This is a genomic window from Serratia sp. H1w, assembly GCF_000633355.1.
Taxonomy (GTDB): domain Bacteria; phylum Pseudomonadota; class Gammaproteobacteria; order Enterobacterales; family Enterobacteriaceae; genus Chania.
The window spans coordinates 56,028-82,370 of sequence record NZ_AYMQ01000094.1 but is presented as its reverse complement, the minus strand read 5'-3'; the positions used below and the strand labels follow the sequence as shown (position 1 = coordinate 82,370).

At 54.8% G+C, this 26,343-nt stretch carries 23 protein-coding genes and 1 riboswitch; of the genes, 12 read left to right on the top strand and 11 right to left on the bottom strand.

The features are described from left to right. Positions 1-3: 3 nt before the first annotated feature. The 6 genes from ilvB to sgrR form a co-directional block, all read right to left on the bottom strand. The gene (ilvB, locus tag U869_RS0121290; RefSeq protein WP_025120469.1) at positions 4-1,698 is read right to left on the bottom strand and encodes an acetolactate synthase large subunit; all 1,695 of its coding nucleotides are present in this window, start codon (positions 1,696-1,698) and stop codon (positions 4-6) included. A gap of 115 nt (positions 1,699-1,813) precedes the next feature. Beyond that, on the bottom strand, positions 1,814-1,912 hold the full coding sequence (gene ivbL, locus U869_RS31965; protein ID WP_071998275.1) for an ilvB operon leader peptide IvbL: 99 nt from the start codon (positions 1,910-1,912) through the stop codon (positions 1,814-1,816). Positions 1,913-2,016: 104 nt separating this feature from the next. Beyond that, positions 2,017-2,721, bottom strand: a complete 705-nt coding sequence (gene thiQ, locus U869_RS0121285; protein ID WP_025120470.1) for a thiamine ABC transporter ATP-binding protein ThiQ — start codon at positions 2,719-2,721, stop codon at positions 2,017-2,019. Further along, positions 2,708-4,315, bottom strand: coding sequence for a thiamine/thiamine pyrophosphate ABC transporter permease ThiP (thiP, locus tag U869_RS0121280; RefSeq protein WP_025120471.1), 1,608 nt, complete (start codon positions 4,313-4,315; stop codon positions 2,708-2,710). The genes thiQ and thiP overlap by 14 nt, the downstream gene beginning before the upstream one ends. Then, positions 4,291-5,235 (bottom strand): thiamine ABC transporter substrate binding subunit, encoded by a 945-nt coding sequence (thiB, locus tag U869_RS0121275; RefSeq protein WP_369795061.1) that lies wholly within the window; start codon positions 5,233-5,235, stop codon positions 4,291-4,293. Before thiB ends, thiP begins: the two co-directional genes overlap by 25 nt. A gap of 100 nt (positions 5,236-5,335) precedes the next feature. Next, a riboswitch (TPP riboswitch) is annotated at positions 5,336-5,451 on the bottom strand. Positions 5,452-5,488: 37 nt separating this feature from the next. Beyond that, a complete protein-coding gene (gene sgrR, locus U869_RS0121270) occupies positions 5,489-7,150 on the bottom strand; it encodes an HTH-type transcriptional regulator SgrR (RefSeq protein WP_025120473.1) in 1,662 nt (553 codons plus the stop codon). A 92-nt stretch (positions 7,151-7,242) separates the two neighbouring features. Here sgrR and sgrT point away from each other — a divergent pair, with 92 nt between their 5' ends. The 3 genes from sgrT (at position 7,243) to U869_RS0121255 (ending at position 10,366) form a co-directional block, all read left to right on the top strand. After that, the gene (sgrT, locus tag U869_RS31005) at positions 7,243-7,416 is read left to right on the top strand and encodes a glucose uptake inhibitor SgrT (RefSeq protein WP_071998274.1); all 174 of its coding nucleotides are present in this window, start codon (positions 7,243-7,245) and stop codon (positions 7,414-7,416) included. A 146-nt stretch (positions 7,417-7,562) separates the two neighbouring features. Then, positions 7,563-8,750 carry a sugar efflux transporter gene (locus U869_RS0121260; RefSeq protein WP_025120474.1) on the top strand — a complete coding sequence of 396 codons (1,188 nt, stop codon included), beginning with the start codon at positions 7,563-7,565 and terminating at the stop codon, positions 8,748-8,750. A 143-nt stretch (positions 8,751-8,893) separates the two neighbouring features. After that, on the top strand, positions 8,894-10,366 hold the full coding sequence (locus U869_RS0121255) for an anion permease (protein ID WP_025120475.1): 1,473 nt from the start codon (positions 8,894-8,896) through the stop codon (positions 10,364-10,366). Positions 10,367-10,444: 78 nt separating this feature from the next. Here U869_RS0121255 and leuD read toward each other — a convergent pair whose 3' ends face one another. Genes leuD through leuA form a run of 4 tightly spaced genes read right to left on the bottom strand, consistent with a single transcriptional unit; the run spans position 10,445 to position 15,131 of the window. Further along, on the bottom strand, positions 10,445-11,047 hold the full coding sequence (gene leuD, locus U869_RS0121250) for a 3-isopropylmalate dehydratase small subunit (RefSeq protein ID WP_025120476.1): 603 nt from the start codon (positions 11,045-11,047) through the stop codon (positions 10,445-10,447). Positions 11,048-11,058: 11 nt separating this feature from the next. Continuing rightward, positions 11,059-12,459: a 3-isopropylmalate dehydratase large subunit gene (leuC, locus tag U869_RS0121245; RefSeq protein WP_025120477.1), complete on the bottom strand. Its 1,401-nt coding sequence runs from the start codon at positions 12,457-12,459 to the stop codon at positions 11,059-11,061. Positions 12,460-12,462: 3 nt separating this feature from the next. Next, positions 12,463-13,554: a 3-isopropylmalate dehydrogenase gene (gene leuB / locus U869_RS0121240; RefSeq protein WP_025120478.1), complete on the bottom strand. Its 1,092-nt coding sequence runs from the start codon at positions 13,552-13,554 to the stop codon at positions 12,463-12,465. A gap of 2 nt (positions 13,555-13,556) precedes the next feature. Continuing rightward, positions 13,557-15,131 (bottom strand): 2-isopropylmalate synthase, encoded by a 1,575-nt coding sequence (leuA, locus tag U869_RS0121235; protein ID WP_025120479.1) that lies wholly within the window; start codon positions 15,129-15,131, stop codon positions 13,557-13,559. A gap of 387 nt (positions 15,132-15,518) precedes the next feature. Here leuA and U869_RS32245 point away from each other — a divergent pair, with 387 nt between their 5' ends. From U869_RS32245 to cra, 6 genes are all read left to right on the top strand, one after another. Beyond that, on the top strand, positions 15,519-15,725 hold the full coding sequence (locus U869_RS32245) for a hypothetical protein (RefSeq protein ID WP_157834749.1): 207 nt from the start codon (positions 15,519-15,521) through the stop codon (positions 15,723-15,725). A 325-nt stretch (positions 15,726-16,050) separates the two neighbouring features. After that, a complete protein-coding gene (gene leuO / locus U869_RS0121225) occupies positions 16,051-16,998 on the top strand; it encodes a transcriptional regulator LeuO (protein WP_025120480.1) in 948 nt (315 codons plus the stop codon). A gap of 457 nt (positions 16,999-17,455) precedes the next feature. Then, a complete protein-coding gene (locus U869_RS0121220; protein ID WP_025120481.1) occupies positions 17,456-19,261 on the top strand; it encodes a long-chain fatty acid--CoA ligase in 1,806 nt (601 codons plus the stop codon). 340 nt (positions 19,262-19,601) lie between these two features. Beyond that, positions 19,602-21,320, top strand: a complete 1,719-nt coding sequence (gene ilvI, locus U869_RS0121215; protein ID WP_025120482.1) for an acetolactate synthase 3 large subunit — start codon at positions 19,602-19,604, stop codon at positions 21,318-21,320. After that, a complete protein-coding gene (gene ilvN / locus U869_RS0121210; protein WP_025120483.1) occupies positions 21,320-21,814 on the top strand; it encodes an acetolactate synthase small subunit in 495 nt (164 codons plus the stop codon). The genes ilvI and ilvN overlap by 1 nt, the downstream gene beginning before the upstream one ends. Positions 21,815-22,085: 271 nt before the next feature. Then, positions 22,086-23,090, top strand: a complete 1,005-nt coding sequence (gene cra, locus U869_RS0121205) for a catabolite repressor/activator (RefSeq protein ID WP_025120484.1) — start codon at positions 22,086-22,088, stop codon at positions 23,088-23,090. Positions 23,091-23,217: 127 nt separating this feature from the next. On the opposite strand, the gene U869_RS0121200 is transcribed toward cra, so the two are convergent. After that, complete coding sequence (locus U869_RS0121200; RefSeq protein ID WP_025120485.1) at positions 23,218-23,685, bottom strand: L-alanine exporter AlaE; 468 nt, start codon at positions 23,683-23,685, stop codon at positions 23,218-23,220. A gap of 896 nt (positions 23,686-24,581) precedes the next feature. Here U869_RS0121200 and mraZ point away from each other — a divergent pair. From mraZ to ftsL, 3 genes are read left to right on the top strand one after another with little or no spacing between them, the layout of a single operon-like run. After that, complete coding sequence (mraZ, locus tag U869_RS0121195) at positions 24,582-25,040, top strand: division/cell wall cluster transcriptional repressor MraZ (RefSeq protein WP_025120486.1); 459 nt, start codon at positions 24,582-24,584, stop codon at positions 25,038-25,040. Positions 25,041-25,042: 2 nt separating this feature from the next. Continuing rightward, a complete protein-coding gene (rsmH, locus tag U869_RS0121190) occupies positions 25,043-25,984 on the top strand; it encodes a 16S rRNA (cytosine(1402)-N(4))-methyltransferase RsmH (protein ID WP_025120487.1) in 942 nt (313 codons plus the stop codon). Next, positions 25,981-26,301: a cell division protein FtsL gene (gene ftsL, locus U869_RS0121185; protein WP_025120488.1), complete on the top strand. Its 321-nt coding sequence runs from the start codon at positions 25,981-25,983 to the stop codon at positions 26,299-26,301. The genes rsmH and ftsL overlap by 4 nt, the downstream gene beginning before the upstream one ends. Positions 26,302-26,343 lie beyond the last annotated feature (42 nt).

The following is a 26,343-nucleotide window of genomic DNA, read 5'->3' as shown; positions in this document are numbered from 1 at the left end:
GGCTTATTCTCCAATCATTTCGATGTTGGCGGCACCCGGTGGCACCATTGGGTAGACTTTTTCATTGATATCGATCAGCGCGTGGATCAGGCAAGGGCCAGGGCGTTGGATCGCCGCCATCAGCGCGGCCTGTGGATCCGCCTCGGCATTCAAATCGCAGGTGTCCAGACCAAACCCGGCGGCAATTTTCAGGAAATCGGTACGCTTCGGATAGGTGGCGGCAAAGATATGCTGTTGATAGAACAGCGTCTGCTGTTGGTGCACCAACCCTAACGCCTGGTTGTTCATCAGGATGATTTTTACATCCAGATTGTGTTCAACGGCGGTCGCCATCTCCTGAATATTCATCATCAGGCTACCGTCACCGGAGAAACACAGCACTTTGCGCTGAGGCTCGGCCAGTGCGGCACCAATAGCGGCGGGCAAACCAAAGCCCATAGTGCCCAAACCGCCGGAGGTCAGCCATTGGCGCGGACGGCTCAACGGGTAAGCCTGGGCTACCCACATCTGATGCTGACCCACGTCGGTGGTGATAATGGCGCTGTCGTCCACGCAGCGCGCCGCGGCCTTAACCAAACCGTAGTGGCTCAATGGATCTTCTACGTTCGGCATATTGAACGGGAATTCGCGTTTCAGATCGTTAACGGTGTTCATCCACTCGCTGCGTGGCTGGGCCTCGATCATCGGTAACAGCTGTTGCAGTACCTGGCCAACGTCGGCATGGATGGCAATATTGGCCTGTTTGACCTTGCCCAGTTCGGCGCGGTCGATATCCACGTGGATAATTTTGGCGTTAGGGCAGAATTGCTCGGTTTTGCCGATGGCTCGGTCGTCAAAGCGGGCACCCATTACGATCAGCAGATCGGCTTCCTGCAGGATAAAGTTGGTGCTGCGAGCGGCGTGCATCCCCAGCATGCCTAATGACAGCGGATGTTCTACCGGCATTGCGCCCAAAGCCATCAATGTCATGGTGGTAGGCAGGTTAGAGCGCTCGGCCATTTCCAGCGCGGGTACGTGAGCTTCTGCGCAGATAATGCCGCCACCCAGATACAGAATGGGGCGCTTGGCCTGATTGATCATCAAGGCAGCCTGTTCGACCTGTTTGATATCAAAGGCCGGTGGGGCGTCTGGTACGGCCATTGGCGGCAATGAGTCCCACTCAATTTCGGCGGTTTGCACGTCTTTCGGAATGTCGATCCACACCGGGCCTGGGCGGCCGGATTCGGCGATGCGGAATGCGTCACAAATCACCTGCGGCAGATCGCTGACATCGCGTACCAGATGGTTGTATTTGGTTATCGGGATGGAAATGCCGTAGGTATCCACTTCCTGGAAGGCATCGGTGCCAATCATCGAGGAGGATACCTGGCCGGTGATACACACCAGCGGGATTGAATCGAGCTTGGCATCGGCAATGGCGGTCACCAGATTGGTGGCTCCCGGGCCGCTGGAAGCGATGCAGACCGCCGCCTTGCCGTTGGTACGTGCCATGCCCTGCGCCATAAAACCGGCCCCTTGCTCATGGCGGGCCAGAACGTGCTGGATGACGGTGCTTTGGCTCAGAGCATCGTACAACGGTAGCGCTGCGCCACCGGGGATGCCTGCAATGGTGGTGATTCCCTGACGCTCCAGCAGATGAACGATCAGCTGTGCGCCGGTAATACGTTGGCCTTGGTGTGGCGTGCCCGAAGTTGCCATGTGCCTATCCTTTTCTCTCAGGGCCGGTTAGCTTTTCTGGGCAGGGGGACTAAAACAAGAAACCCCGCCCGGTTTGCGCCGGCGGGGTTTGGGAATCGATGCGTTGATTCGGACCCTACGGCGCGTTGCCGACGATCACCACCACACGCACGACGACCACCGCGGCTGGTAGCGCGGTTGTTAGTAGGGTCGAGGTCAGCGAGGATGCGATCACTAGGGAGCCTTATCATCAGTAGTAACAAACAGAATTTTATAAAACCACAGGTGCAAAATTCGCACAACAGGTTTATTGGTTCAGCATAAAAAACGCGTGCTAGATCACGGTTTGACCGAAATGCCCAGCACCTTGGCCTCCGGGGCGCTACCGCTGACCAACGCCTGGGTCGGGCCGTCATAATAAATACGGCCATCCACCACCAGCAGAGTTCGCGGCGCGATGCGGGCGGCATCCTCAAGATTGTGTGAAACCATCAGCAGCGTGAGTTGGCGCTGGCCGCACACCTGTTGCAGTAGTTGCAGCATTTCACTGCGCAATGCCGGATCGAGGGCAGAGAAAGGCTCGTCGAGCAGCAGGATCGGCTGCTGGCGGATCAGGCAACGCGCCAATGCCGCCCGCTGTCGCTGCCCACCGGAAAGCTGCGACGGCAGGCGTTGCAGATGATCTTCCAGCCCTACCTGCTGGGCAATCTGTGCCAACTGCTCTTGCTGCGCGGCGGTCAAGCGCAGGCCAGGATCCAGCCCCAGGCCGATGTTTTGCCTGACCGTCAGGTGGGCAAACAGGTTGTTTTCCTGAAACAGCATCGACACCGGGCGTTTGGCAGGGGGGGAAACGGTGTGATCGCTACCGTTCAGCCACATTTTCCCGCTGGCCGGTGGCAGAAAGCCGGCGATCAGGCTGAGGAGAGTACTTTTGCCCGCGCCGCTGGGGCCGAGCACCGCGACGTGTTCCCCTGGCTGAATGCGTAAGTCAAAACGCATCGGCAGGTGTTCATACAGATAGGTCAGTTTTTCAAGCGTCAGCATGGCGGCCCGGTAAACGTTCGATCAGGGTAAACAGCAGGAAACAGAGTAACAGCAGCAGCAGGGCAGTAGCGGCCCCGTCGTTGCTGCGATAAGCGCCAATCTGCTGATAGAGATAAAAAGGCAGCGTACGGAATTGCTCGTTACCAAACAACGCCACCACGCCAAAATCGCCAATCGACAACACACAGGCAAAGGCCAATGCCTGTGCCAGCGGGCGTTGCAGTGCTTTCAGTTCGATCCAGCGCAGCCGCTGCCAGCCGTGGATATCCAGCGATAAACAGAGTGGATTATAGCGCTCGGCCAAATCGCGCATTGGGTTTTCCAGCACTTTCAGCGCGTAGGGCACCGCCATCAACGCATTGGTGAGGATCACCAGCGCATAAGGCGACTGCGGTAACCCGGTGGTATCGCTCAACAGCAGGAAAAAACCGGTAGCCAGCACGATCCCCGGCATAGCAAGGATCACCATGCCGCTCAGTTCCAGCGTTTGGCCCCAGGCAGCCTGCTGCTGCAGCTTCAGTTCACGGCTGCTCCACAGTAGCATCATGGTCAATACCACGCACAAAATGCCCGCACCAAGTGCGATGCGTAGTGAGGTGAACAGAGCCTGCCAGAGAATTGACTGTTGCAGTGCGCTGAACAGCGTTTGATTGGCTCCATCGATGATAACTGCCAGCAACGGAGGCAGCAGCAACAGTAGAGCTGCGGCAATCAATAGCGTATCGCTAATGCGTCGCCCCAGGCTGTCTTGCGGATCGCGCCAGCGCTGGGCGTGAGTATGACCAACCGGCAGAGCCTGGCTCAAACGCTGGCTGAGCACCACCAGCCCCAGGCAACAAGCTAGTTGGATCAGAGCCAGCATTGCAGCTCGCCCGAGATCGTAGTCGTAACTCAGCGCCTGATAAATCGCCAGCTCGATGGTGGTGGCCTGCGGCCCGCCGCCCAATGACAGCACGGTCGCGAAGCTGGCGAAACACAGCATAAATATCAGGGCCCCACTGGGGAGGATCTGACGGCGTAACGCCGGCCATTCCACAAAGCGGAACTGTTGCCAACCGTTCATCCCCAACTGTGCAGCCAATTGACGCTGCTCGGTGGGAATGTTCTCCAGCGCCTGTAGCAGCAAACGGGTCGCCAACGGCATATTAAAGAACAGATGCGCCAGCAGAATGCCTTGCAGGCCATAAGGCGAGAAGCTGTAGTCCACGCCCAGCCAACCGCAGAGCGTTGCCAACCAGCCTTGCCTGCCGTAGACGCTCAGCATGCCAAACACCGCTACCAACACCGGTAGCACCAGCGTCATCGCGCACAGGCGCAGCAGCAGATTGCGGCCAGGGAAGCGCCGCCGGTACAGCGCCCGGGCCAGCCAGATGGCAGGCACCACCGAGATCACGGCAGAGAGCAGCGCTTGCCAAAAGGTAAAGCGCACCACGTGCCACAGGTAGCGGTCTTGCCACAGACTACGCCAATCGCTTTCAGGCGCATGACGCCACAGCGAACCCATGGCGGCCAACGCGATAAGCAGGATCAGACCGGCGGCAATCAGCCCCGGCCATAACCAGCGGGGGATCAGTGGCTGACGGCAGTTTGCCATGCCCGGACCCAGTTACCACGTTGCTGCGCCACGTCTTTGGCGCTGAATTGTAAGGCCGTTTGCGGTACGGTCAGTTGTTCGAAGCCGGCAGGCAGTTGCATTTTGATCACTGGGTACATCCAGTTGCCAGTGGGTATGGTGTTCTGGAAAGCCGGAGAGACCATAAACTGCATGAAGCGCTCGGCCAGCTCAGGCTGCTTGCTGGCCTTTAGCTTGCCAGCGACTTCGATTTGCAGGTAATGGCCTTCACTGAAGTTGGCCGCTGCATAGCTGTCTTTTTTCTCTTCGATCAGATGGTAGGCGGGGGAGGTGGTATAGCTCAGCACCATATCGCCTTCTCCTTTCAGGAACAGGCCGTAGGCTTCACTCCAGCCTTTGGTGACGGTTACGGTTTTCTTCGCCAGTTGTTGCCAGGCTTGCGGTGCCTCATCGCCATACACTTTCTGCATCCAGAGCAGCAGGCCGAGGCCCGGTGTGCTGGTGCGTGGATCCTGATAGATGATCTTCAGGGGGCGATCGCTGCTCACCAGTTCCTTCAGGCTGGTCGGCGGGTTCTTCAGCTTGTCTTTGTTGTAGACGAAAGCAAAGTAACCATAGTCGTAGGGAACGAAAGTCTGGTTTTGCCAGCCACCGGGAACGGTGAGCTTGTTGGTATCGACCTGGCTGTCGGTGAACAGATCGGTTTGCTGGGCGGCTTGCAGCAGGTTGTTGTCCAACCCCAGCACCACGTCGGCGGCGCTGTTCTTGCCTTCCATTCTCAGGCGGTTGAGTAATGAAACGCCGTCTTCCAGCGCGACGAATTTCAATTCACAGTCACACTCGGCCTCGAAGGCTTTTTTCACCGCCGGGCCCGGGCCCCAGTCGGCAGCGAAAGAGTCGTAGGTGTAGACCGTCAGCGTTGGCTTGGCCAGGACAGGCATTGCTGCTAGCAGTAATAAACAGGGCAGGTATTTTGTGACCACTTTGCGCTCCTAAAAAGTAAGGGGGCAAAGGTATCTGAGGGCGTGGGTTAACCAAGGTTAACGTGCCAGGCTCAAATCCCTCCGCCGGTATTGACCGGATCAGGTTCGACGGGTGTGCTCTCAGCGGTAAACCGATGGCCTGATGGCTGGTTTTCCGCACCCCGTTGAGTCGGCGCTATTGTAGAGACTAACCGACGTGGGTGGAAGGCGATTATGCTTCCGGTGGCGCAAACCAGGCAGATTTAAAATCGAACCAGCCGAGGGTATTCATACGCACCCCGCGCATACTGCGCTGACCATGTAGCTGCAACCAGTGGTGGAACAACGGATGTAACTGATGGCTGCTGACCAGACGTTGGCAAAACTCGGCCATCGACAGGCGATTTTCCCGCCATAGAGCCGCATCCTGAGCGATATCTTCGGTCAGGCAATGTTGGATCAACGGTAATTCATACAGCGTAGCAAATAGCGAAAATTCCAGCGGCAGGGTGAAGTTGGCACTACCTAGCCACAGATCGCTTTGCGCCTTGCCCTTGTGCCAGGCTTCATAATCCACGACCTGAACATTGAGCTTGATGTCCTGCTCGGCCAACAGAGAGGCGATCGCCTGTTTGATTGCGTGAAACTCGGAGTGTTCGTTGTAGAAGGTCAGGGTCAATTCGGTTAAGCCCGCAGGCTTGGGTTGCCGCCCCAGTACACGGTTATGCAACCAGCGTGGCAGGATGCCATAGGCCGGGGCCCAGTAACGCTGGTACAGCGGCCCTGCATGGCTCAACAGCGCAATCGGGTTAATCAGCTCGCATAGCCAACTGCGGATCTCCGGATTGGCTGTCACTGTCGAGCGTTGGTCGAACAGCAGAAAATAGCAGCCCTCTTCCAGGCGGCTTTCCAGCTCGTTCCTACCGGTATCATCCCCCTGCAGTTGAACGCCGGAGTGCGCCAACTCCTCGGTTATTTCCGGTAACACCCAAATGTTGACCTCATCGATCAGGGCGCGATAGCCAAAGTAGTCATCAAAAGCGTGGATTTTCATCTGGCTCTGGTTGTTGTGGATCACGCGATAGGGGCCGGTGCCGATCGGATGGCGGGCAAAATCCGGCAGGCTCTGCCATTCGCGTGGCAGGATCATGGCGTGCACGCTGCTCAATAACCAGGGCAGCCAGTAGTCCGGCGTGTGCAGATGCACATCGATGACATAGGGCGTTGGCGATACGATCCTATCAATATGGGAAAACAGCGGCTGTGGGATCAGACGGTTGAGCGAGTGGATGACATCTTCCATTTCCAACTCACGACCATGATGAAAATGGATCGCCGGACGGAGATAAAAGCGCCAGTGCAAAGGAGATAAGGTTTGCCAATGATGCGAAAGATCGGGTGCGAGTTCCCCGTTTTCCTCATTTACCCGCGTCAGGCCGTTGAAAATCTGCCTTGCCAGGTGGGTTTCTGAACGGCGCAGTGCTGAACCGGGCAGCAGGTTGTAAAGCTGACGATAGTAGAGCACACGCAGGATATGTTTCCCCTGGCGGAAGCTGCGCCCCAGTTGGGAAAGCAGCATTTGGCGTACCACGTCTTTATCGCCCACCAACTGAACCAATTGATCGATACGATCCTGTTCCAACAGCTCTTCGGCGCGTTGTTGCTGTAGTGCCAATCCGGTGTAGTGAAAGCTGAGCTGCGAACGCTTGCCTCGGCCGGATTCTGCCTGCCAGGTCAGCCAGCCCTCGTGCTGCATGGCTCCCAGCAACGAGCGAACATGGCGGCGGGAACAGCTGAGCACCTCTGCCAACTCTTGCAGCGTGGTTTCGGTGGTCTGACCATGGCAGCGTTGCCACAGGCGAATAAACTGTTGTTGCAGGCGTGAGGTGGACATAAAAGAGGAACTCTCTGGCATCAAGTCGTCAATTTATCTTTCCCTATATTACGCCGATAATCTGTTTAGTTGAAACAGCGGAGGGATAACCCATGACGGTTCTGTTAGCCAAACAGTTTTATCAGCGTTATTTCGCCGCGATCCGCCGCCAGCAGGCCGATTGGCTGCAGGTGGTGCCTGAACAGACGCGGCTGGAGATGCTGGCCCACTTGACCCAGTGGGACATCGCCACGCTGAGCGACAAGCAATACCGTGAGCGTATCTGACGTTCACCGCAAAGTGTTTCTGAGTAATGGTGCTTTTCACCAGCCAGTGGGGTAACCCACTGGCATTTTTATCTGCCGCCGTTGCTTTCTTCTCTGATTTGCCTTCTGTAGCATAGCCTTCTTTGTTTCTGGACAGGGATATCGCCATGAGTTTCAGACGTTGGTTGCCGCGCCGTTTTAATCCCGTTTTTGCCGCTTTCCTGCTGATTGCCTTCCTGACTGGCATTGCCGGGGCGCTGCAAGCCCCCACGCTGAGCCTGTTTCTGACTACCGAGGTTAAGGTACGCCCGCTGTGGGTAGGCATGTTCTATACCGTCAATGCTATCGCCGGGATTATCGTCAGCTTCCTGTTGGCCAAGCGTTCGGATACCCGTGGCGATCGCCGCAAGCTGATCCTGGTGTGCTGTGCGATGGCGGTGGGCAACAGCCTGCTGTTTGCGTTCAACCGTGATTACCTGACGTTGATCACCTGTGGCGTGCTGCTGGCAGCGATTGCCAATACCGCCATGCCGCAGATTTTTGCCCTGGCGCGTGAGTATGCGGACAGCTCGGCGCGTGAAGTGGTGATGTTCAGTTCGGTGATGCGTGCCCAACTGTCATTGGCTTGGGTGATTGGCCCACCGCTGTCGTTTATGCTGGCGCTGAACTTCGGCTTTACCGTGATGTTTATGATTGCGGCGGCCATTTTTGTTATCAGCGTGCTGCTGGTGTGGCTGATATTGCCTTCGGTGCCCCGTGCTGAGGTGGAGATCAGTATTGATTCACCGCCGATCGCGCCAATCAGCGCCTGGCGCGATCCCGATGTGCGCCTGTTGTTTGTGGCTTCGATGCTGATGTGGACTTGCAACACCATGTATATCATCGATATGCCGCTATACATCACCGCCGATCTCGGCCTGTCAGAACGGTTGGCAGGCTGGTTGATGGGGACTGCCGCCGGGTTGGAAATCCCGGCCATGCTGCTGGCTGGCTACTACGTCAAACGCTTTGGCAAACGTAATATGATGCTGTTTGCGGTTGCTGCGGGAGTGTTGTTTTACGCCGGGTTGGTGCTGTTCAAGTTCAAGTCGGCCCTGATGGTATTGCAGCTGTTCAACGCGGTGTTTATCGGCATCATTGCCGGGATAGGCATGCTGTATTTCCAGGATCTGATGCCTGGGCGGCCCGGTGCCGCGACGACCATGTTTACCAACAGTATTTCGACCGGGGTGATCCTGGCCGGTGTGCTGCAAGGCGCGCTGGTGGAAAACTTTGGTCATTACGCGGTTTACTACCTGATCACTCTGCTGGCGATCCTGGCGTTGTGGATGTGCGCCAAAGTACGGGAAGTGTGAACTGTAACACGATGTTAATTGATGCATGTCATTGAGAACATTGCCCCATTATCACTAAGATAAACGGACTCAGGGCGTGATCTTCACGCTCTCACCCATCTTGCTGTCGAGATGCCGATCCCGTTGATAAAAGTGGGTATGTTATGGATAAACTAACGCCGCTCAAACCTATTCCCTCCCTGTTTGCCGTTATTGTCGCGCTGCTTATCTGGTTTGTGATCCCAGTTCCCGAAGGAGTGGCACCGAATGCCTGGCATCTGCTGGCACTGTTTATCGGTACCATTATTGCCATCATCGGCAAGGCTATGCCTATCGGTGCCGTCTCCATCATCGCAATTGCGCTGGTAGCCGTGACCGGCGTGACCAACCCGGGCAAGCCTGGGGCGGCGTTAGATGATGCGTTGAGCGGGTTTTCCAACCAGCTTATCTGGTTGATCGGCTTCTCGATCATGATCTCCCTGAGCCTGAACAAAACCGGCCTGGGATCGCGCATTGGCTATTACTTTATCTCGCTGTTTGGCAAAAAGACGCTGGGGATCGCCTATGCGTTAACCCTGGCGGAAACCGTGTTGGCACCGGTGACGCCGAGCAACACCGCGCGCGGCGGCGGGATTATCCACCCGATCATGAAATCGATCGCCGACAGCTTTGGCTCCAAGCCTGAGCTGAATACCTCTGGCAAGATTGGCCGCTATCTCTCGCTGGTGAACTACAATATCAACCCGATCACCTCGGCGATGTTTATCACGGCCACCGCACCTAACCCGTTGATTGTTAATCTGATCGCCAAAGGTGCCGGCTCCGAATTTGAACTGACCTGGGCAATGTGGGCGGTGGCGGCGTTGGTACCGGCGGTCTGCTCGTTGATTGTCATGCCGCTGGTGGTTTATTTGTTGTACCCACCGGAAATCAAAAGTACCCCAGATGCGCCACGTTTTGCCCAAGACAAGCTGCAAGCGCTGGGGCCGATAACCTTGCCAGAGAAAATTACGCTGGGCGTCTTTGCGCTGTTGTTGGTGCTGTGGGCCGGGGTTCCTGCAATGATTTTTGGCCCAGCTCTGGCGGTTAACCCGACGACGGCTGCGGTGATCGGCCTGGCCATCCTGCTGGCAACTGGCGTACTGAGCTGGGACGATGTGCTCAAGCACAAAGGGGCCTGGGATACCGTAGTCTGGTTTGCCGCCCTAGTGATGATGGCAACCTACCTCGGCAAACTTGGCCTGATTGGCTGGCTTTCACAAACGGTGGGTTCAGGCATCGATCATATGGGGATGAGCTGGGTCGGCGGGACCATTCTGCTTACGCTTGTCTACCTGTATTCGCATTACTTCTTTGCCAGTACCACCGCACACGTAACAGCCATGTTTGCCGCATTCTTTGCTGCCGGTATTGCTCTTGGCGCACCGCCAGCACTGCTTGGTCTGATCCTGGCCTTCTCGTCTTCGCTGATGATGTCATTAACCCATTATGGTACCGGCACCGCGCCAATTATCTTTGGATCGGGCTATGCCACCTTGGGCGAATGGTGGAAAACCGGTTTTATCATGAGTGTGGTTAACCTGCTGATCTGGGCATTGATTGGTGGGGTGTGGTGGAAGTGGTTAGGATATTGGTGATTTAGACGGGTGCAGCATGCTGCACCCCTACAAAATAAGCTCCGATCGTAGGGGCGCCGCATGCAGCGCCCGCGTCAATTAATTCAAAAATGCAGGCTGCTGCGCCTCGTAGCGGGAAATCTCCGCTTCGTGTTGCAACGTCAAGCCGATGCTGTCCAAGCCGTTAATCATGCAGTGGCGGCGGAAGCTGTCGATCTCAAATGGATAGCTTTTGCCTCCGGCATTCACTGTCTGGTTTTCCAGATCGACGACAAACTCCGTGCCTTCGTGCTCTGCCACCAACTTAAACAGCGTGTCCACATCCTGCTCGCTCAGCGCAACCGGCAGCAACTGGCTGTTAAACGAGTTGCCGTAGAAGATATCCGCGAAGCTTGGCGCAATCACGACCTTGAAGCCGTAATCGGTCAGTGCCCATGGCGCGTGCTCACGGGATGAGCCACAGCCGAAGTTTTCCCGAGCTAACAGGATGCTGGCCCCTTTATAACGCGGATAGTTCAGCACAAACTCAGGGTTCGGCTGCTGCCCCGCATCGTCCAGGAAACGCCAGTCGTTGAACAGGTGCTGGCCGAAGCCGGTACGCGTTACTTTCTGCAGAAACTGTTTCGGGATAATGGCGTCGGTATCGACGTTGGCCGCGTCCAGAGGCACCACTAAGCCGGTATGTTGAGTAAATTTAGCCACGGTGGTGCTCCTTAGTGCAATTCACGGATATCGGCAAAATGGCCGCTGACGGCTGCAGCTGCTGCCATCGCCGGGCTGACCAGATGAGTACGCCCACCCCGGCCCTGACGCCCTTCAAAGTTACGGTTGCTGGTTGAGGCACAGCGCTCGCCTGGATTCAGGCGGTCGTTATTCATCGCCAGACACATAGAGCAGCCTGGCAGACGCCATTCGAAACCTGCATCGATAAAGATCTTGTCCAGACCTTCCTCTTCCGCCTGCGCTTTTACCGGGCCAGAGCCAGGGACCACAATCGCCTGTACGCCTGCGGCAACTTTACGGCCTTTGGCAATGGCGGCAGCGGCACGCAGATCTTCGATACGTGAATTGGTGCAAGAGCCGATAAACACTTTATCGATTGGCACTTCCGTCAGTTTGACACCCGGTTTCAGATCCATATAGGCCAGCGCTTTTTCCGCTGAGGCGCGTTCTACCGGATCGCTAAAGGAGTCTGGTGCAGGGATCGCCTGATCGACGGCGATAACCTGGCCTGGGTTGGTGCCCCAGGTTACCTGGGGTGCAATCTCTTCCGCCCGCAGGGTAACGATGGTATCGAATTTGGCTTCGGCGTCGGATTTCAAGGTGCGCCAATAGGTCACAGCCTGCTCCCAGTTTTCACCGGTTGGTGCAAACTGGCGGCCTTTCAGGTAATTAAAGGTAGTGTCGTCTGGGGCGACCAGGCCCGCTTTGGCACCCATCTCAATCGCCATATTGCACAGCGTCATGCGGCCTTCCATGCTCAGCGCTTCGATGGCTTTGCCACAGAATTCCACTACGTGGCCAGTCCCGCCAGCGCTACCGGTTTTGCCGATGACGGCCAGCACGATATCTTTGGCGGTAATACCTTCAGCGGCATCGCCGGTCACTTCAATCTTCATGGTCTTGGCGCGGCCCTGCTTCAGGGTTTGGCTTGCCAGCACGTGTTCCACTTCTGAGGTGCCGATACCGAACGCCAGCGAGCCAAAAGCACCGTGCGTGGCGGTATGGGAGTCACCACAGACGATGGTCATGCCTGGCAGCGTCATGCCCTGCTCAGGGCCGATGACGTGCACGATGCCCTGGAACGGGTGGTTCAGGTCATACAGCGAAACGCCGAACTCCGCGCAGTTCTTGATCAACTCCTGCATCTGAATGCGGGCCATCTCGCCGCTGGCGTTGATGTCTTTGGTCTGGGTAGAAACGTTGTGATCCATGGTGGCAAAGGTCTTGCCCGGCTGACGAACCTTGCGGCCCATGGCACGCAGGCCGTCGAAGGCCTGTGGGGAGGTCACTTCATGCACCAGATGACGATCGATGTACAACAGCGGCGTCTCGTTTGGCGCTTCATGTACCACGTGAGCATCGTATAATTTCTGATATAAAGTCTTGGCCATGATTTATGCCCCCTCAGCCACGAAGCGGGCAATGATGTCGCCCATTTCGCTGGTGCCGATAGCTTTGCCGGCACCAGCCAGATCGGCGGTACGGTAACCCTGTTCCAACGCCTGATTGATGGCGCGTTCGATGGCATCTGCGGCCTCATCGGCACCCAGGCTGTAACGCAACATCAGGGTTGCTGACAGAATTTGCGCGATTGGGTTGGCAATGTCTTTACCCGCGATGTCCGGCGCGGAACCGCCGGCCGGCTCATACAGACCAAAGCCTTGTTCGTTCAGGCTGGCGGAAGGCAGCATGCCCATCGAGCCGGTGATCATGGCGCATTCATCCGACAGGATGTCGCCAAACAGGTTGGAGCACAGCAGCACGTCAAACTGGGACGGATCTTTGATTAATTGCATGGTGGCGTTGTCGATATACATGTGTGACAGCGACACGTCCGGGTAATCCTTGGCGACCTGGGTCACCACTTCACGCCACAGGATGGAACTTTGCAGCACGTTGGCTTTATCAATCGAGGTGACGATATTGCGGCGTTTGCGGGCGGATTCAAAGGCGATGCGGGCAATACGTTCGATCTCAAAGCGGTGATACACCTCGGTATCAAAGGCGCGTTCGTGCATACCCTGGCCTTCACGGCCTTTGGGTTGGCCGAAGTAGATGCCACCGGTTAACTCACGCACACACAGGATGTCGAAGCCACGTGCGGCGATATCGGCACGCAGCGGGCAGAAATCTTCCAGCCCCTGGTACAGGCGGGCAGGGCGCAGGTTGCTGAACAGTTTGAAGTGCTTGCGCAATGGCAGCAGCGCACCGCGCTCAGGCTGCTCTGCTGGCGGCAGGTGTTCCCATTTAGGGCCACCCACCGAGCCGAACAGGATAGCGTCGGCCTGCTCACAGCCGGTCACAGTCGCGGCGGGCAGTGGTGTGCTGTGGCGATCGATGGCAATGCCACCGACGTCATATTCACTGGTGGTGATACGGATGCCAAAGCGTTGGCGCACTGCGTCCAACACCTTGTGCGCCTGGGCCATTACTTCTGGGCCGATTCCGTCTCCGGGCAAGACGGCAATGTGGTAAGTCTTAGTCATGTTCACACCGTTTCCTGATTATTATGCTGTTTGGTTTGCTGCAAGCGCTGCTTTTCTTTTTCTACCTGCTGGGAGCGCCAGATATTATTTAATACGTGGATCATCGCTTTGGCAGAGGACTCGACAATATCGGTTGCCAGGCCAACGCCATGGAAGCGGCGGCCATTGTAAGACACCACGATATCAACCTGGCCCAGAGCGTCGCGGCCCTGACCTTTGGCGGTCAGTTGGTATTTCACCAGCTCAATCGGGTAGTCGGTAATGCGGTTGATCGCCTGGTAAACCGCGTCCACCGGGCCGTTGCCGGTCGCGGCTTCGGACTTCTCTTCTTCGCCACATTTCAGTTTGACAGAAGCGGTAGCCATAATGTTGGTGCCAGACTGCACGCTGAAGGAGTCCAGGCTGAAATGCTCAGGCTCTTCCTGTTGCTTGTTGATAAACGCCAAGGCTTCCAGATCGTAGTCAAACACCTGGCCTTTCTTGTCGGCCAACTTCAGGAACGCGGCGTACAGCACGTCCAGATTGTAATCCTGTTCCTTATAACCCATCTCTTCCATGCGGTGTTTAACTGCTGCACGGCCAGAACGGGAGGTCAGGTTCAACTGGACATCTTTCAGACCGATAGTCTGCGGGGTCATGATTTCGTAGTTCTCGCGGTTTTTCAGCACGCCGTCCTGGTGAATACCGGAGGAGTGAGCAAAGGCGTTGGAACCGACGATGGCCTTGTTGGCCGGGATAGGCATGTTGCACAGCTGGCTGACCAACTGGCTGGTGCGGTAGATTTCCTGATGATTAATATTGGTATGCACCTGCATAAAGTCCTGGCGCACCTTGATGGCCATGATCACTTCTTCCAGTGAACAGTTACCCGCGCGTTCACCGATACCGTTCAAGGTACCTTCTACCTGGCGGGCACCGGCCTGGACGGCAGCGATGGAGTTACCCACGGCCATGCCCAAATCGTCGTGACAGTGGACGGAAATAATCGCTTTATCAATATTAGGTACGCGGTCATACAGCGTAGTGATGATACCGCCGAACTGGTTTGGCGTGGTATAGCCGACGGTATCAGGAATGTTAATGGTGGTGGCACCGGCGTTGATAGCGGCTTCAACTACGCGGCACAGGTTATCAATCGGGGTACGGCCAGCATCTTCACAGGAGAACTCGACGTCATCGGTATAGTTGCGGGCACGCTTCACCGAGCGCACGGCCATTTCCAGCACCTGATCGAAGGAGCGCTTCAATTTGGATTCGATGTGCAAGGTAGAGGTGGCCAGGAAGACGTGGATACGGAACGCCTCGGCAACGCGTAATGCTTCGGCTGCGACATCAATGTCGTTATCCACACAGCGTGCCAGACCACAAACGCGGCTGTTTTTGATCTGACGGGCGATGGTCTGTACCGACTCGAAGTCCCCAGGGGAGGAAACCGGGAAGCCGACTTCCATTACATCGACACCCATTCTTTCCAGCGCCATGGCGATCTGAATTTTTTCTTTAACGCTCAGGCTAGCCTGCAGCGCCTGTTCACCATCACGCAATGTGGTATCGAAAATAATGACTTGTTGGCTCATCGTGTTGTTCCTTGTCGTGTTTGTTTCACGCTAAGCGGGTAAAAAAAAACCCGCGCAGTAGCGCGGGTTTTGCAGATGATGGGCTGAATCAGCTTTGAACCCCGTCCACCAGCGTACCGCGCACATAAGATGCGTTTAGTAGTAGGCTTAGTAGACGGTGGGTACGGATCATGGCGGTCAGCTTCTCTAAAATTGTTTCGTTGCCTAACTTGATACTTTATTGGCCGGGGCATGTCAACACCTGATTAAAACTGGGGGTTTGAAAAGCCCGGTAGCAAGGGGCGACGCGGTAGTTGGAAACTCGGCAAAATCAGCGCAAGCCAGCGTAAAAGCCAATGGGTAACGGACGTTATTTAGCATAAATGCTTTGAAAGCGAGGCTGTTACATTGATTACCAATACTACTCGGTTAAAATCCATCAATGGCACAAAAAAACCGCGCCGAAGTCTTGATGGGGTGTTGATGTTGCAAGCTTTGTATTCATGGCGTCAATTTGTTTGTGTTGATTTATTCGTGCTTCGTATTCATAAAGCTGAACTGACCGGCTTCAATCAATTAAGTGATGCTAAAGATACCTATTTTGCTCTGCTATGATTGTCCAGCATCGTGTTTTATGGTCTGATCCCTAGGTTGATGAGTACCAAACGGGTATCCATAACTCAGGTGCTTTGCCTGCCAATTTGTTTGTATGCCATCGGCGTGTCACGCACCGATGTGCCCAGGCTGCCAACCGACGAACAAAGCCTAATATGCACCGCTGTGTCATATTTTTATAGGATGATGCCCAATTGCTGTCTGCCAAAGGGAGTCAATAGGGATAACTAATTTCGCAGTGTGGGAATAACCTGGCGCGGACTTTGCCTGTTATTCCCCTGCGCGCTGCCGGGATTATCTACATGGGACTTAGTGGAGTTTGGATATGTCCGAATTTAATTCAGGAACTGTCTTGAGGAAAGAAAACGGTGATATTCATTTGCGCAGTGTGGATCTTAATTTACTCACTGTTTTTGATGCAGTTATGCAGATGCAGAATATTACCAAGGCGGCAAATTCCTTAGGGATGTCACAGCCTGCGGTCAGCAATGCCGTATCACGCTTGAAGATCATGTTCAACGACGAACTGTTTGTCCGCTTCGGCCGCGGCATTCAGCCCACCATGCGCGCCCGCCAACTTTTTGGCCCGGTACGCCAGGCATTGCAGCTGGTACAAAATGAGCTGCCAGGCGCCGGTTTTGATGCACTGAGCAGTGAACGCGTCTTTGAGCTTTCTATCTGCAGCCCGCTAGATATTCGCCTGACGGCTAAAATTATTAACAACGTCAAGAGCATGGCGCCCAACGTGCAGATCCAGACCAAGTCCTACATGAGCCATAACATTGAGCATCAGTTACGCTATCAGGAAACCGAGTTTGTGATTGGCTACAGCCGTCTTGAACATCCCGAGTTTCGGGATATCGCCTTATTCGACGACGAACTGACCCTGGTTGCCGCACAGTCTCACCCACGTCTGGTGGGGACCATCAACCAGAAACAGATGCTGGCGGAGCGTCATGCAGTCATTTCATTAGATCGCTTTTGTTCTTTCAGTAAACCCTACTATCTTGATGAAGCCGCACAACGCAGTGTCACCCAGCAGTGTACTGACCTGTACAGCGTATTGAATATCGTCGCCATGACCGAGATGGTAGCAATCGCCCCTCGTTGGTTTGCCCAGCAGCACACACAGGCGCTGCAGCTGAAATTAATTCCGCTGCCTTGGGAGAAGAAAACGGCTACCTGTTATCTATCCTGGCACGAATCTGCCGAGCGCGATAAAGGTCATCAGTGGATGAAGTCGGTACTTAGCCAATCTGGCGTATTGCGCTAATTAGAGATTTATTGGCCCAGCGCGCTTTCGAGTGCGTCGGGTTGATAATGGATCATGCGGCGAATTAATAAGAATATGCTCAAACAAATCTAAGATAATTCTGTGTTACGGCGTCATTGGAAATAACATTTTCTCCATGACGATTAATTAATATGAACGACTGAAACTATATTCTGCCCCTTAAGCAATCCGCTGAAATTTTAACCTGCTACCTTCTTTTTTTGTCGCCGATCCCACTTTGTCAGTTTGGTGCAAACCTTTTGCACTGCCTTTTGTCCAAGATCAAGAGAAATGAGAACCCACGCGTTTTAGCTCACACTTCGACGCTGAAATCCCTTTTCCCACGGCCGGAGACTAGGTAGACTGCGAAAAAAAAGTAAACACGTGTAAGCTGAGATGCGAGAGCTTCCGCTCCGATCACGGTTAACTGGTTGATTAATTTCAGGCTTAGAGCGCTATGACCCATACCTTGCAACATTACCACCAGGTCGAACGTATACAGCATCAAATTGCTAACCGTGCCGAACAGACGGCTTTCCGCCAATGGTCTCCGCAGGGAGAAACCCGGCTGACCTGGTCGCAGGTCGGGGCGCACACACGGCAGATTGCCTGCGCTCTGCTGGCGCTGGGCGTCGAGGTGCAAGAACGTATCGCGATTTTTGCCAACAACAGCATGACCTGGTCGCTAGCCGATCTGGCGATCCTCGAATTACGGGCGGTGAGCGTGCCGCTTTATGCCACCAATACCCCGGCTCAGGCGGCATTTATCATTAATGATGCCGATATCCGCATTCTGTTTGTTGGTGAGCAAGAACAACTGGATGCCGCGATTGCGCTGCGTGGCGTGTGCCCGCAACTCACCCACATTATTGTCTTTGATGATTCAGCCGATTTGCGCGGCTGTGACATCGCTCAACATCTGCATCACTTTGAACGTCTTGCGGATATTGAGCGTTTTGACGCAGTGCGCCAGCAAAGGATTGCCGAGTGTGATTTGCAGGATCTGTTCACCCTGATCTACACCTCTGGCACCACCGGCGAGCCGAAAGGCGTGATGCTCGACTACCGCAATATGGCCGCCCAATTACAACTGCACGACGATCGCCTGACGGTGACTGCCGATGACGTTTCCCTCTGTTTCCTGCCGCTGTCACACGTCTTTGAACGTGCCTGGAGCTTCTTTATCATGCACTCGGGCGCGCAGAACGTTTATCTGCCCAATACCGACTGGGTGCGAGAAGCAATGGCCGATGTCAAACCGACCCTGATGTGCGCAGTGCCGCGCTTTTATGAAAAAATCTTCAGCGCGGTGCATGAAAAGGTCGCACGTGCGCCTTGGTTACGGCGTGCCTTGTTCCATTGGGCCATTGTCTGCGGCGAACGCAAATTCCTGCAGGAAAGGGCAGGCAAGCCGTTAGGTAAGCTGTTCGATCTTTCCCACCGTTGGGCAGACAAGCTGGTGTTAAGCAAGCTGCGGGGGATCCTGGGTGGGCGAGTGCGCTTCTTGCCTGCGGCCGGTGCCAAGCTGGATGACAATGTCATTTTGTTCTTCCAGGCGATGGGCATTAACATCAAATACGGCTATGGCATGACGGAAACCTGCGCCACGGTTTCCTGCTGGGAAGAGAATAACTTCCGCTTTGGCTCAATCGGCAAGCCGTTACCCGGCGTGGAAGTGCGCATCGGCGAAGAGAATGAGATCCAGGTGCGTGGCCCAATCGTGATGCGCGGCTATTTCAATAAACCGCTGGAAACGGCCGATAGCTTTACCGCAGACGGCTGGCTGAAAACCGGCGATGCCGGCATGGTTGATGAAGGTGGTAACCTGTTTATTACCGAGCGGCTGAAGGATCTGATGAAGACCTCCGGGGGTAAGTACATTGCGCCACAGATGCTGGAAGGGACTTTGGCGCAGGATCGCTTTATTGAGCAGGTGGCGATCGTTGCCGATGCGCGCAAGTTTGTCTCCGCGCTGATCGTCCCGAGCTTCGAATCGCTGGAAGAGTACGCCAAATCGGTCAACCTGAAGTATCAGGATCGGCTCGAACTGCTGCGTAACAGCCATATCCTCGAAATGTTTGAAAACCGCCTGCGGGAGATGCAAAAGGAACTGGCTCTGTTTGAGCAGGTGAAGAAATTTACTCTGCTGCCAGCGGCCTTCTCAATGGAATTGGGGGAACTAACTCCGACGCTAAAACTGCGTCGCAAGGTGATCCTCCAGCGCTATCAGCATGAGATAGAGTCCATGTATCAGGATAAATGAGGGTAAACAGGCCTCAGTTAGCTCATCGTACGTAGGGGCGCTGTATGCTGCGCCCGATTAGCTTGCCTAATATAGTTCTGTAATTACCCCACCATGCAAAACAATGCCTAGCTGAATAACCGCTCAGCTAGTGCATAGTTTTGTTAAGCCGCGCTTCTCCAGCCTGATGGCAATAACCTTGCCTGCGTTAAGCCATTTTGCCGTTTGCCTGCCCCATATTCTGACGCTATGTTAAGAGTCCAAAACGTCCATAAGATTTTTGGGGCCATGCCCCAGACAGGACAGGCGCTACGTTCCGGCGTCAGACAAGAACAAGCTATGTAAGCCTGGAGGCAAACCCATGGAAATATTGTCAGGAGCCGAGATGGTCGTCCGATCGTTGATCGATCAGGGCGTTAAGCATGTATTCGGCTATCCGGGCGGGGCGGTACTCGATATCTATGATGCCCTGCACACGGTGGGGGGCATCGACCATATTCTGGTGCGCCATGAGCAAGGTGCGGTGCATATGGCCGATGGCTATGCGCGAGCGACCGGCGAAGTGGGCGTAGTGCTGGTCACTTCTGGCCCAGGGGCCACCAACGCCATTACCGGTATCGCCACCGCCTATATGGATTCCATTCCGATGGTGGTGCTATCCGGCCAGGTGCCAAGTTCACTGATTGGCTACGACGCCTTCCAGGAATGCGATATGGTGGGGATCTCCCGCCCGGTAGTGAAACACAGCTTCCTGGTCAAGCGTACCGAAGACATTCCTTCCGTGCTGAAAAAGGCATTTTATCTGGCTTCGACCGGCCGTCCTGGCCCGGTGGTAGTCGATCTGCCGAAGGATATCGTTGGCCCGACGGTAAGAATGCCTTACGCGTATCCGCAGGACGTCAGCATGCGTTCCTACAATCCGACGGTGCAAGGCCACCGTGGGCAGATCAAACGCGCGCTACAAACCATTCTGGCGGCTAAAAAGCCGATCATGTATGTGGGCGGTGGGGCGATCAATTCGGGCTGCCATGAAGAATTGCTACAACTGGCGGAGAAGCTGAATCTGCCGGTCACCTGTACGCTGATGGGGCTGGGGGCATTCCCGGGAACTCATCGCCAAAGCGTCGGCATGCTGGGTATGCACGGCACCTATGAAGCCAACATGACCATGCATCATTCCGATCTGATCTTTGCCGTCGGGGTGCGCTTTGACGATCGCACCACCAATAATCTGGCCAAGTACTGCCCGGATGCCACGGTGTTGCATATCGACATTGACCCGACCTCCATTTCCAAAACGGTGGATGCCGATATTCCTATCGTTGGCGATGCTAAACAGGTATTGACGCAGATGCTGGAATTGCTGTCACAAGAGGGCAAAGCGCAGGATTTCGATGCGCTGCGTGACTGGTGGCAGTCGATTGAACAGTGGCGGGCGCGTGATTGCCTGGGCTACAACAAAGACAGTGGCACCATCAAACCTCAGGCGGTGATCGAAACGTTACACCGGCTGACCAAAGGCGATGCCTATGTTACCTCCGACGTGGGTCAGCATCAGATGTTTGCCGCGCTCTATTATTCTTTCGATAAGCCGCGCCGCTGGATCAACTCCGGTGGTTTGGGCACCATGGGCTTTGGCTTGCCGGCTGCCCTTGGGGTCAAACTGGCACTGCCAGACGAAACGGTGGTGTGCGTCACCGGTGACGGCAGTATCCAGATGAATATTCAGGAGCTGTCCACGGCCTTGCAGTACAACCTGCCGGTGGTGGTAGTCAACCTGAATAACCGCTATCTGGGCATGGTGAAGCAGTGGCAGGATATGATCTATTCGGGCCGCCATTCGCAGTCCTATATGGATTCCTTGCCGGACTTCGTCAAGCTGGCCGAAGCCTACGGCCACGTGGGTATTGCCATCCGCACGCCGGATGAGCTGGAAAGCAAGCTGGCGCAGGCGCTGGCGGAAAAAGAACGTCTGGTGTTTGTCGACGTCACCGTCGACGAGACCGAACATGTTTATCCAATGCAGATCCGCGGTGGAAGCATGGACGAAATGTGGCTCAGCAAAACGGAGAGAACCTGATGAAGCGCCGTATCTTATCGGTATTACTGGAAAACGAATCCGGTGCGTTGTCGCGCGTCGTCGGGCTGTTCTCTCAGCGTGGCTATAACATCGAAAGCCTGACGGTGGCCCCCACCGATGACCCAACCCTGTCGCGCATGACGATCCAGACGGTGGGTGATGAAAAGGTGCTGGAGCAGATAGAGAAGCAACTGCACAAATTGGTGGACGTGCTGCGCGTCAGTGAGCTGGTACAAGGCTCACACGTTGAGCGTGAAATCATGCTGGTGAAACTACAGGCTAGCGGCTATGGCCGTGAAGAGGTGAAGCGCAGCACGGATATCTTCCGTGGCCAGATTGTGGATGTCACCTCGTCGCTTTACACCGTACAACTGGCCGGGACCAGTGACAAACTGGATGCTTTCCTCAACGCCGTACGTGAAGTGGCAGAGATCGTGGAAGTGGCCCGCTCAGGAATTGTTGGCGTGTCGCGCGGCGACAAGATTATGCGCTGATAGCGGGTTTTCTGCACGGTATCGAGGGCGTGGCGAGTCTTGCTACGCCCTTTCTTTTTTCTTTTTTGCCCATTTGCTGGCACCTTTGGGCGAAAGCGGTTGCTCGGCCGTGTTTTCTGCGGTTAGATCGCCATTACGGGTTGAATAACCATAGTGACTATCATGGTTACTCCTTACCTCGCTGCTTTCGGTATGCCGTACTCTGAAAGCCAGGGGTAAAACAACGCCACACGATCCATTGTAATTTTTAGAGTTATTTAAAGGGGTTAACGTGAAACTGGATGAAATCGCGCGTCTCGCAGGCGTTTCGCGCACTACGGCCAGTTATGTCATCAACGGCAAGGCGAAACAGTATCGTGTCAGCGATAAAACCGTCGAAAAAGTGATGGCCGTGGTCAGGGAGCACAATTATCACCCGAATGCCGTCGCGGCAGGGTTGCGTGCGGGCCGCACTCGTTCTATCGGCCTGGTGATACCCGATCTGGAGAATACCAGCTACACCCGCATTGCCAACTATCTGGAACGTCAAGCGCGTCAACGCGGTTACCAACTGCTGATCGCCTGTTCCGAAGATCAGCCGGATAATGAGATGCGCTGCATCGAGCACCTGCTGCAACGTCAGGTCGATGCGATTATTGTGTCTACCGCCTTGCCGCCGGAGCATCCTTTCTATCAACGCTGGGCGAACGATCCTTTCCCGATTATCGCATTGGATCGCGCGCTGGATCGTGAACACTTTATCAGCGTGGTGGGGGCCGATCAGGAGGATTCTTTTGCCTTGGCGCAGGAGTTACGGACTTTCCCCGCCAAGTCGGTGTTGTATCTTGGGGCTTTGCCAGAACTTTCGGTCAGCTTCCTGCGTGAGCAAGGTTTCCGCCAGGCCTGGCAGGACGATGAGCGGCAGGTGGATTATCTGTATGCCAACAGCTATGAACGTGAAGCGGCCGGTGTGCTGTTTGCGGAATGGTTGAAAACCCATCCGATGCCACAGGCACTGTTCACCACTTCGTTCTCGCTGTTGCAGGGGGTGATGGATGTCACGTTGAAACAGCGTGGGCGTTTACCGGCGGATCTGGCGATTGCCACCTTTGGTGACCATGAGCTGTTGGATTTCCTGGAGTGCCCGGTGCTTGCCGTGGCCCAGCGTCACCGCGATGTTGCCGAGCGGGTGCTGGAGTTGGTACTAGCCAGCCTGGATGAACCGCGCAAACCCAAGCCGGGTATGACGCGCATTCGTCGTAACCTGTTCCGCCGTGGCAGCCTGAGCCGCAAGTAATCCAGCCCTCACCTTAACCCTCTCCCAAAAGGAGAGGGGACCCATTGACTCCTTAATCTGACCTTGGCACGGGCGCAGCATGCAGCGCCCCCTACGGCGTGCCACCTGACCTGCCCACGACGTTGAACTAGCTCCCTCTCCCTGTGGGAGAGGGTTGGGGTGAGGGGACCACGCGAAACAACCTGCGGCAGTACTCCAGAAAGTAGCCGTACACCACGCCCATCGCCATCGAGATCACCGCATTGCTGGTCACCGCCGCCAGGATCTGCTGGCCGTCTGCGCCCACGCTCCACAGAATGGCGGCGTAAACCGGCGATTGAAAGCTGACGTAGGCCAACAGGTCGGCCAGGTTGCGCAGTAAAAATTGCCCGCGGGGGCTGCGGCGAGCGGTGGCGATAAAGAAATCACGGTAGCGGCCATAAGGCCAGGCGATCAGGATATTGACCGGGATCGACACCAGCCTAGAGGAGAGCGATTGGCTAAAGCTCATGCCCGAGATCAGCATTTCGATCGCCATCCCGACGATAAAACAGTACACCACCAGCGCAAAAGTATCGGCGGCAGCGCTGCGCCAGTGAGAAACAGCTGTAGACATGACACGATCCCTGATTTTAACGGTCAACATGTTGATAATGAATGTTGACCTGGTGTTATTATCTAATTTGTTAGCCTGTTAGTAGTCTACTTGACTGCTTGGTTTGTTTTAAGTGGCTGAAAATTTTTATTTTTAACATTTGGCTGATTTTTATCCTGACGACAGGGTGAAAAGCGGAAAAAGCAGGCATTTAACATGGCAGATTCTTATAATTCATTTATAAACAAGGTGTTATGGTTTTTCGTTGGCCAGGGGAGGCCGCACGGATAAATGCACCGGAGGTAGCCTTACTATTTTTGCGCATATTCCTAAATGCGAAAAAAAATGCCGGGTGAATTGTAAATAGGTGTTTTGAGAAAAATCTTACCGATATGATTTGCATCATAATTAGCGTGGTAAGTCATTTGCGCCGCAATTATTTTTTCTACGGGTTGGTCTTTGGTGGAATAATTACAGTAAAATAGCGCATGGGTAACGGCGATATATGCATTGAGTGTTATTAAGTCAATGGGTTATGGCCTTTGCTGGCCATCAGGCCGCTGGTGGCCAAGCCTTTGCCAGCGCGGGATGCAGCAGGTTTGTCCCCGGCCCGAACGATGTTGAAAAGTGAGACCTGGATTGCAGAAGGGCATAATGAGTTATTTAATCGTCAATTTGTGTTTATTTTAATCACATTATTTCCGCTTAGAAAATTCTCCTCTTTAATCATGATGTTAATTTATCTTCATGCAATAATTAGAGTTCCTTTCGTGAGACAGCCCCCAGAATATGCCTATAAATATTGCCAAACCGCGCTTGCTCTGGCTTGACAAGGTTTTCATACCCTCCGTAAACTCCCTTATGTGGGAATTTGTGGTGTAAAGTGGTGAAAAGGGTCACGAGGGGGTAGCTCAGGTATGTTTCGTGGGGCAACGTTGGTCAACCTCGACAGTAAAGGACGGCTCGCCGTTCCTACCCGGTATCGGGATTTACTGAATGAGGAATCGCAAGGCCAAATGGTTTGCACCATTGACCTCCATCAGCCCTGCCTGCTGCTTTATCCATTACCTCAATGGGAAATCATCGAGCAAAAGTTGTCCCGTCTGTCGAGCATGAATCCCGCCGAGCGCCGCGTCCAGCGCTTACTTTTGGGCCATGCCAGCGAATGTCAGATGGATAATGCCGGTCGGTTGCTGTTAGCCAATACGCTGCGCCAACACGCCGGGCTTACTAAAGAAGTGATGCTGGTCGGGCAGTTCAACAAGTTTGAACTGTGGGATGAACAGACCTGGTATCAACAAGTCAAGGATGATATTGACGCGGAACAATCCACTCAGGAACCGTTGTCTGAGCGGCTACAGGACTTGTCACTATAAGCATGCTGGAAAATTATAAACATACGACCGTACTGTTGGATGAGGCCGTAAAGGGTCTCAATATTCGCAGTAACGGCATCTACATCGACGGTACTTTTGGTCGCGGTGGTCATTCTCGTCTGATCTTGTCCCAACTGGGGCCGGAAGGGCGCTTGCTGGCTATCGATCGCGATCCGCAGGCAATTGCCGCAGCTCAAGCTATTACAGACCCACGTTTTACTATCATCCACGGCCCGTTTTCCGATTTGGCTGACTATGTGCAGGAACGGGACCTGGTGGGCAAGATTGACGGCGTGTTGCTCGACCTGGGCGTTTCTTCCCCGCAGTTGGATGATGCAGAACGCGGATTTTCCTTTATGCGCGACGGCCCGCTGGATATGCGCATGGATCCCTCAAGCGGCCTATCTGCCGCCGAATGGTTGATGAAAGCGGAAGCAGACGATATCGCCTGGGTGCTGAAAACCTTCGGTGAGGAGCGTTTTGCCAAACGCATTGCCCGTGCCATCGTGGAAAGAAACCTCGTTGAGCCGATGACCCGTACCAAGGAACTGGCGGAGCTGATTGCCCATGCCAGCCCGTTCCGCGATAAGCATAAACACCCGGCAACCCGCAGCTTCCAGGCGATCCGTATCTACATCAACAGTGAGTTGGAAGAAATCGAACGCGCGTTGGATGGTGCATTGGCCGTGTTGGCCCCGCAAGGCCGTCTGTCGATCATCAGCTTCCATTCGTTGGAAGACCGTATCGTCAAACGCTTTATGCGTCACCACAGCCGCGGTGCCCAGGTTCCGGCGGGTATACCGTTAACCGAAGCGCAACTGCGTGAAATGGGCGGCCGTACCTTGAAAGCTTTGGGCAAAATGATGCCTGGTGATGCGGAAGTAGCGGAAAACCCACGGTCGCGTAGCTCGGTACTGCGAATTGCCGAGAGGATGCCTGCGTGATTGGCAATGAGCGCCACGGTTTAGTCGGCGTCATCGGTGGCGATCTGCTGCGTAATGCCAAGATCCCAATGATTTTGCTGATCGCCGCGCTGGTTTCCGCCGTGTTTGTGGTGACCACCGCTCACCGTACCCGCCTGCTGACCGCCGAGCGTGAACAGCTGGTGTTGGAGAGGGATGCGCTGGATATTGAGTGGCGCAACCTGATCCTGGAAGAGAATGCCCTTGGCGATCACAGCCGTGTAGAGCGTATCGCCACTGAGAAGCTGCAGATGCAACACGTTGATCCATCGCAAGAAAATATTATTGTCAAGCCATGAGTGGTTTAGCCGAAGTTATGACACGGAGCAAATAGCTAACGC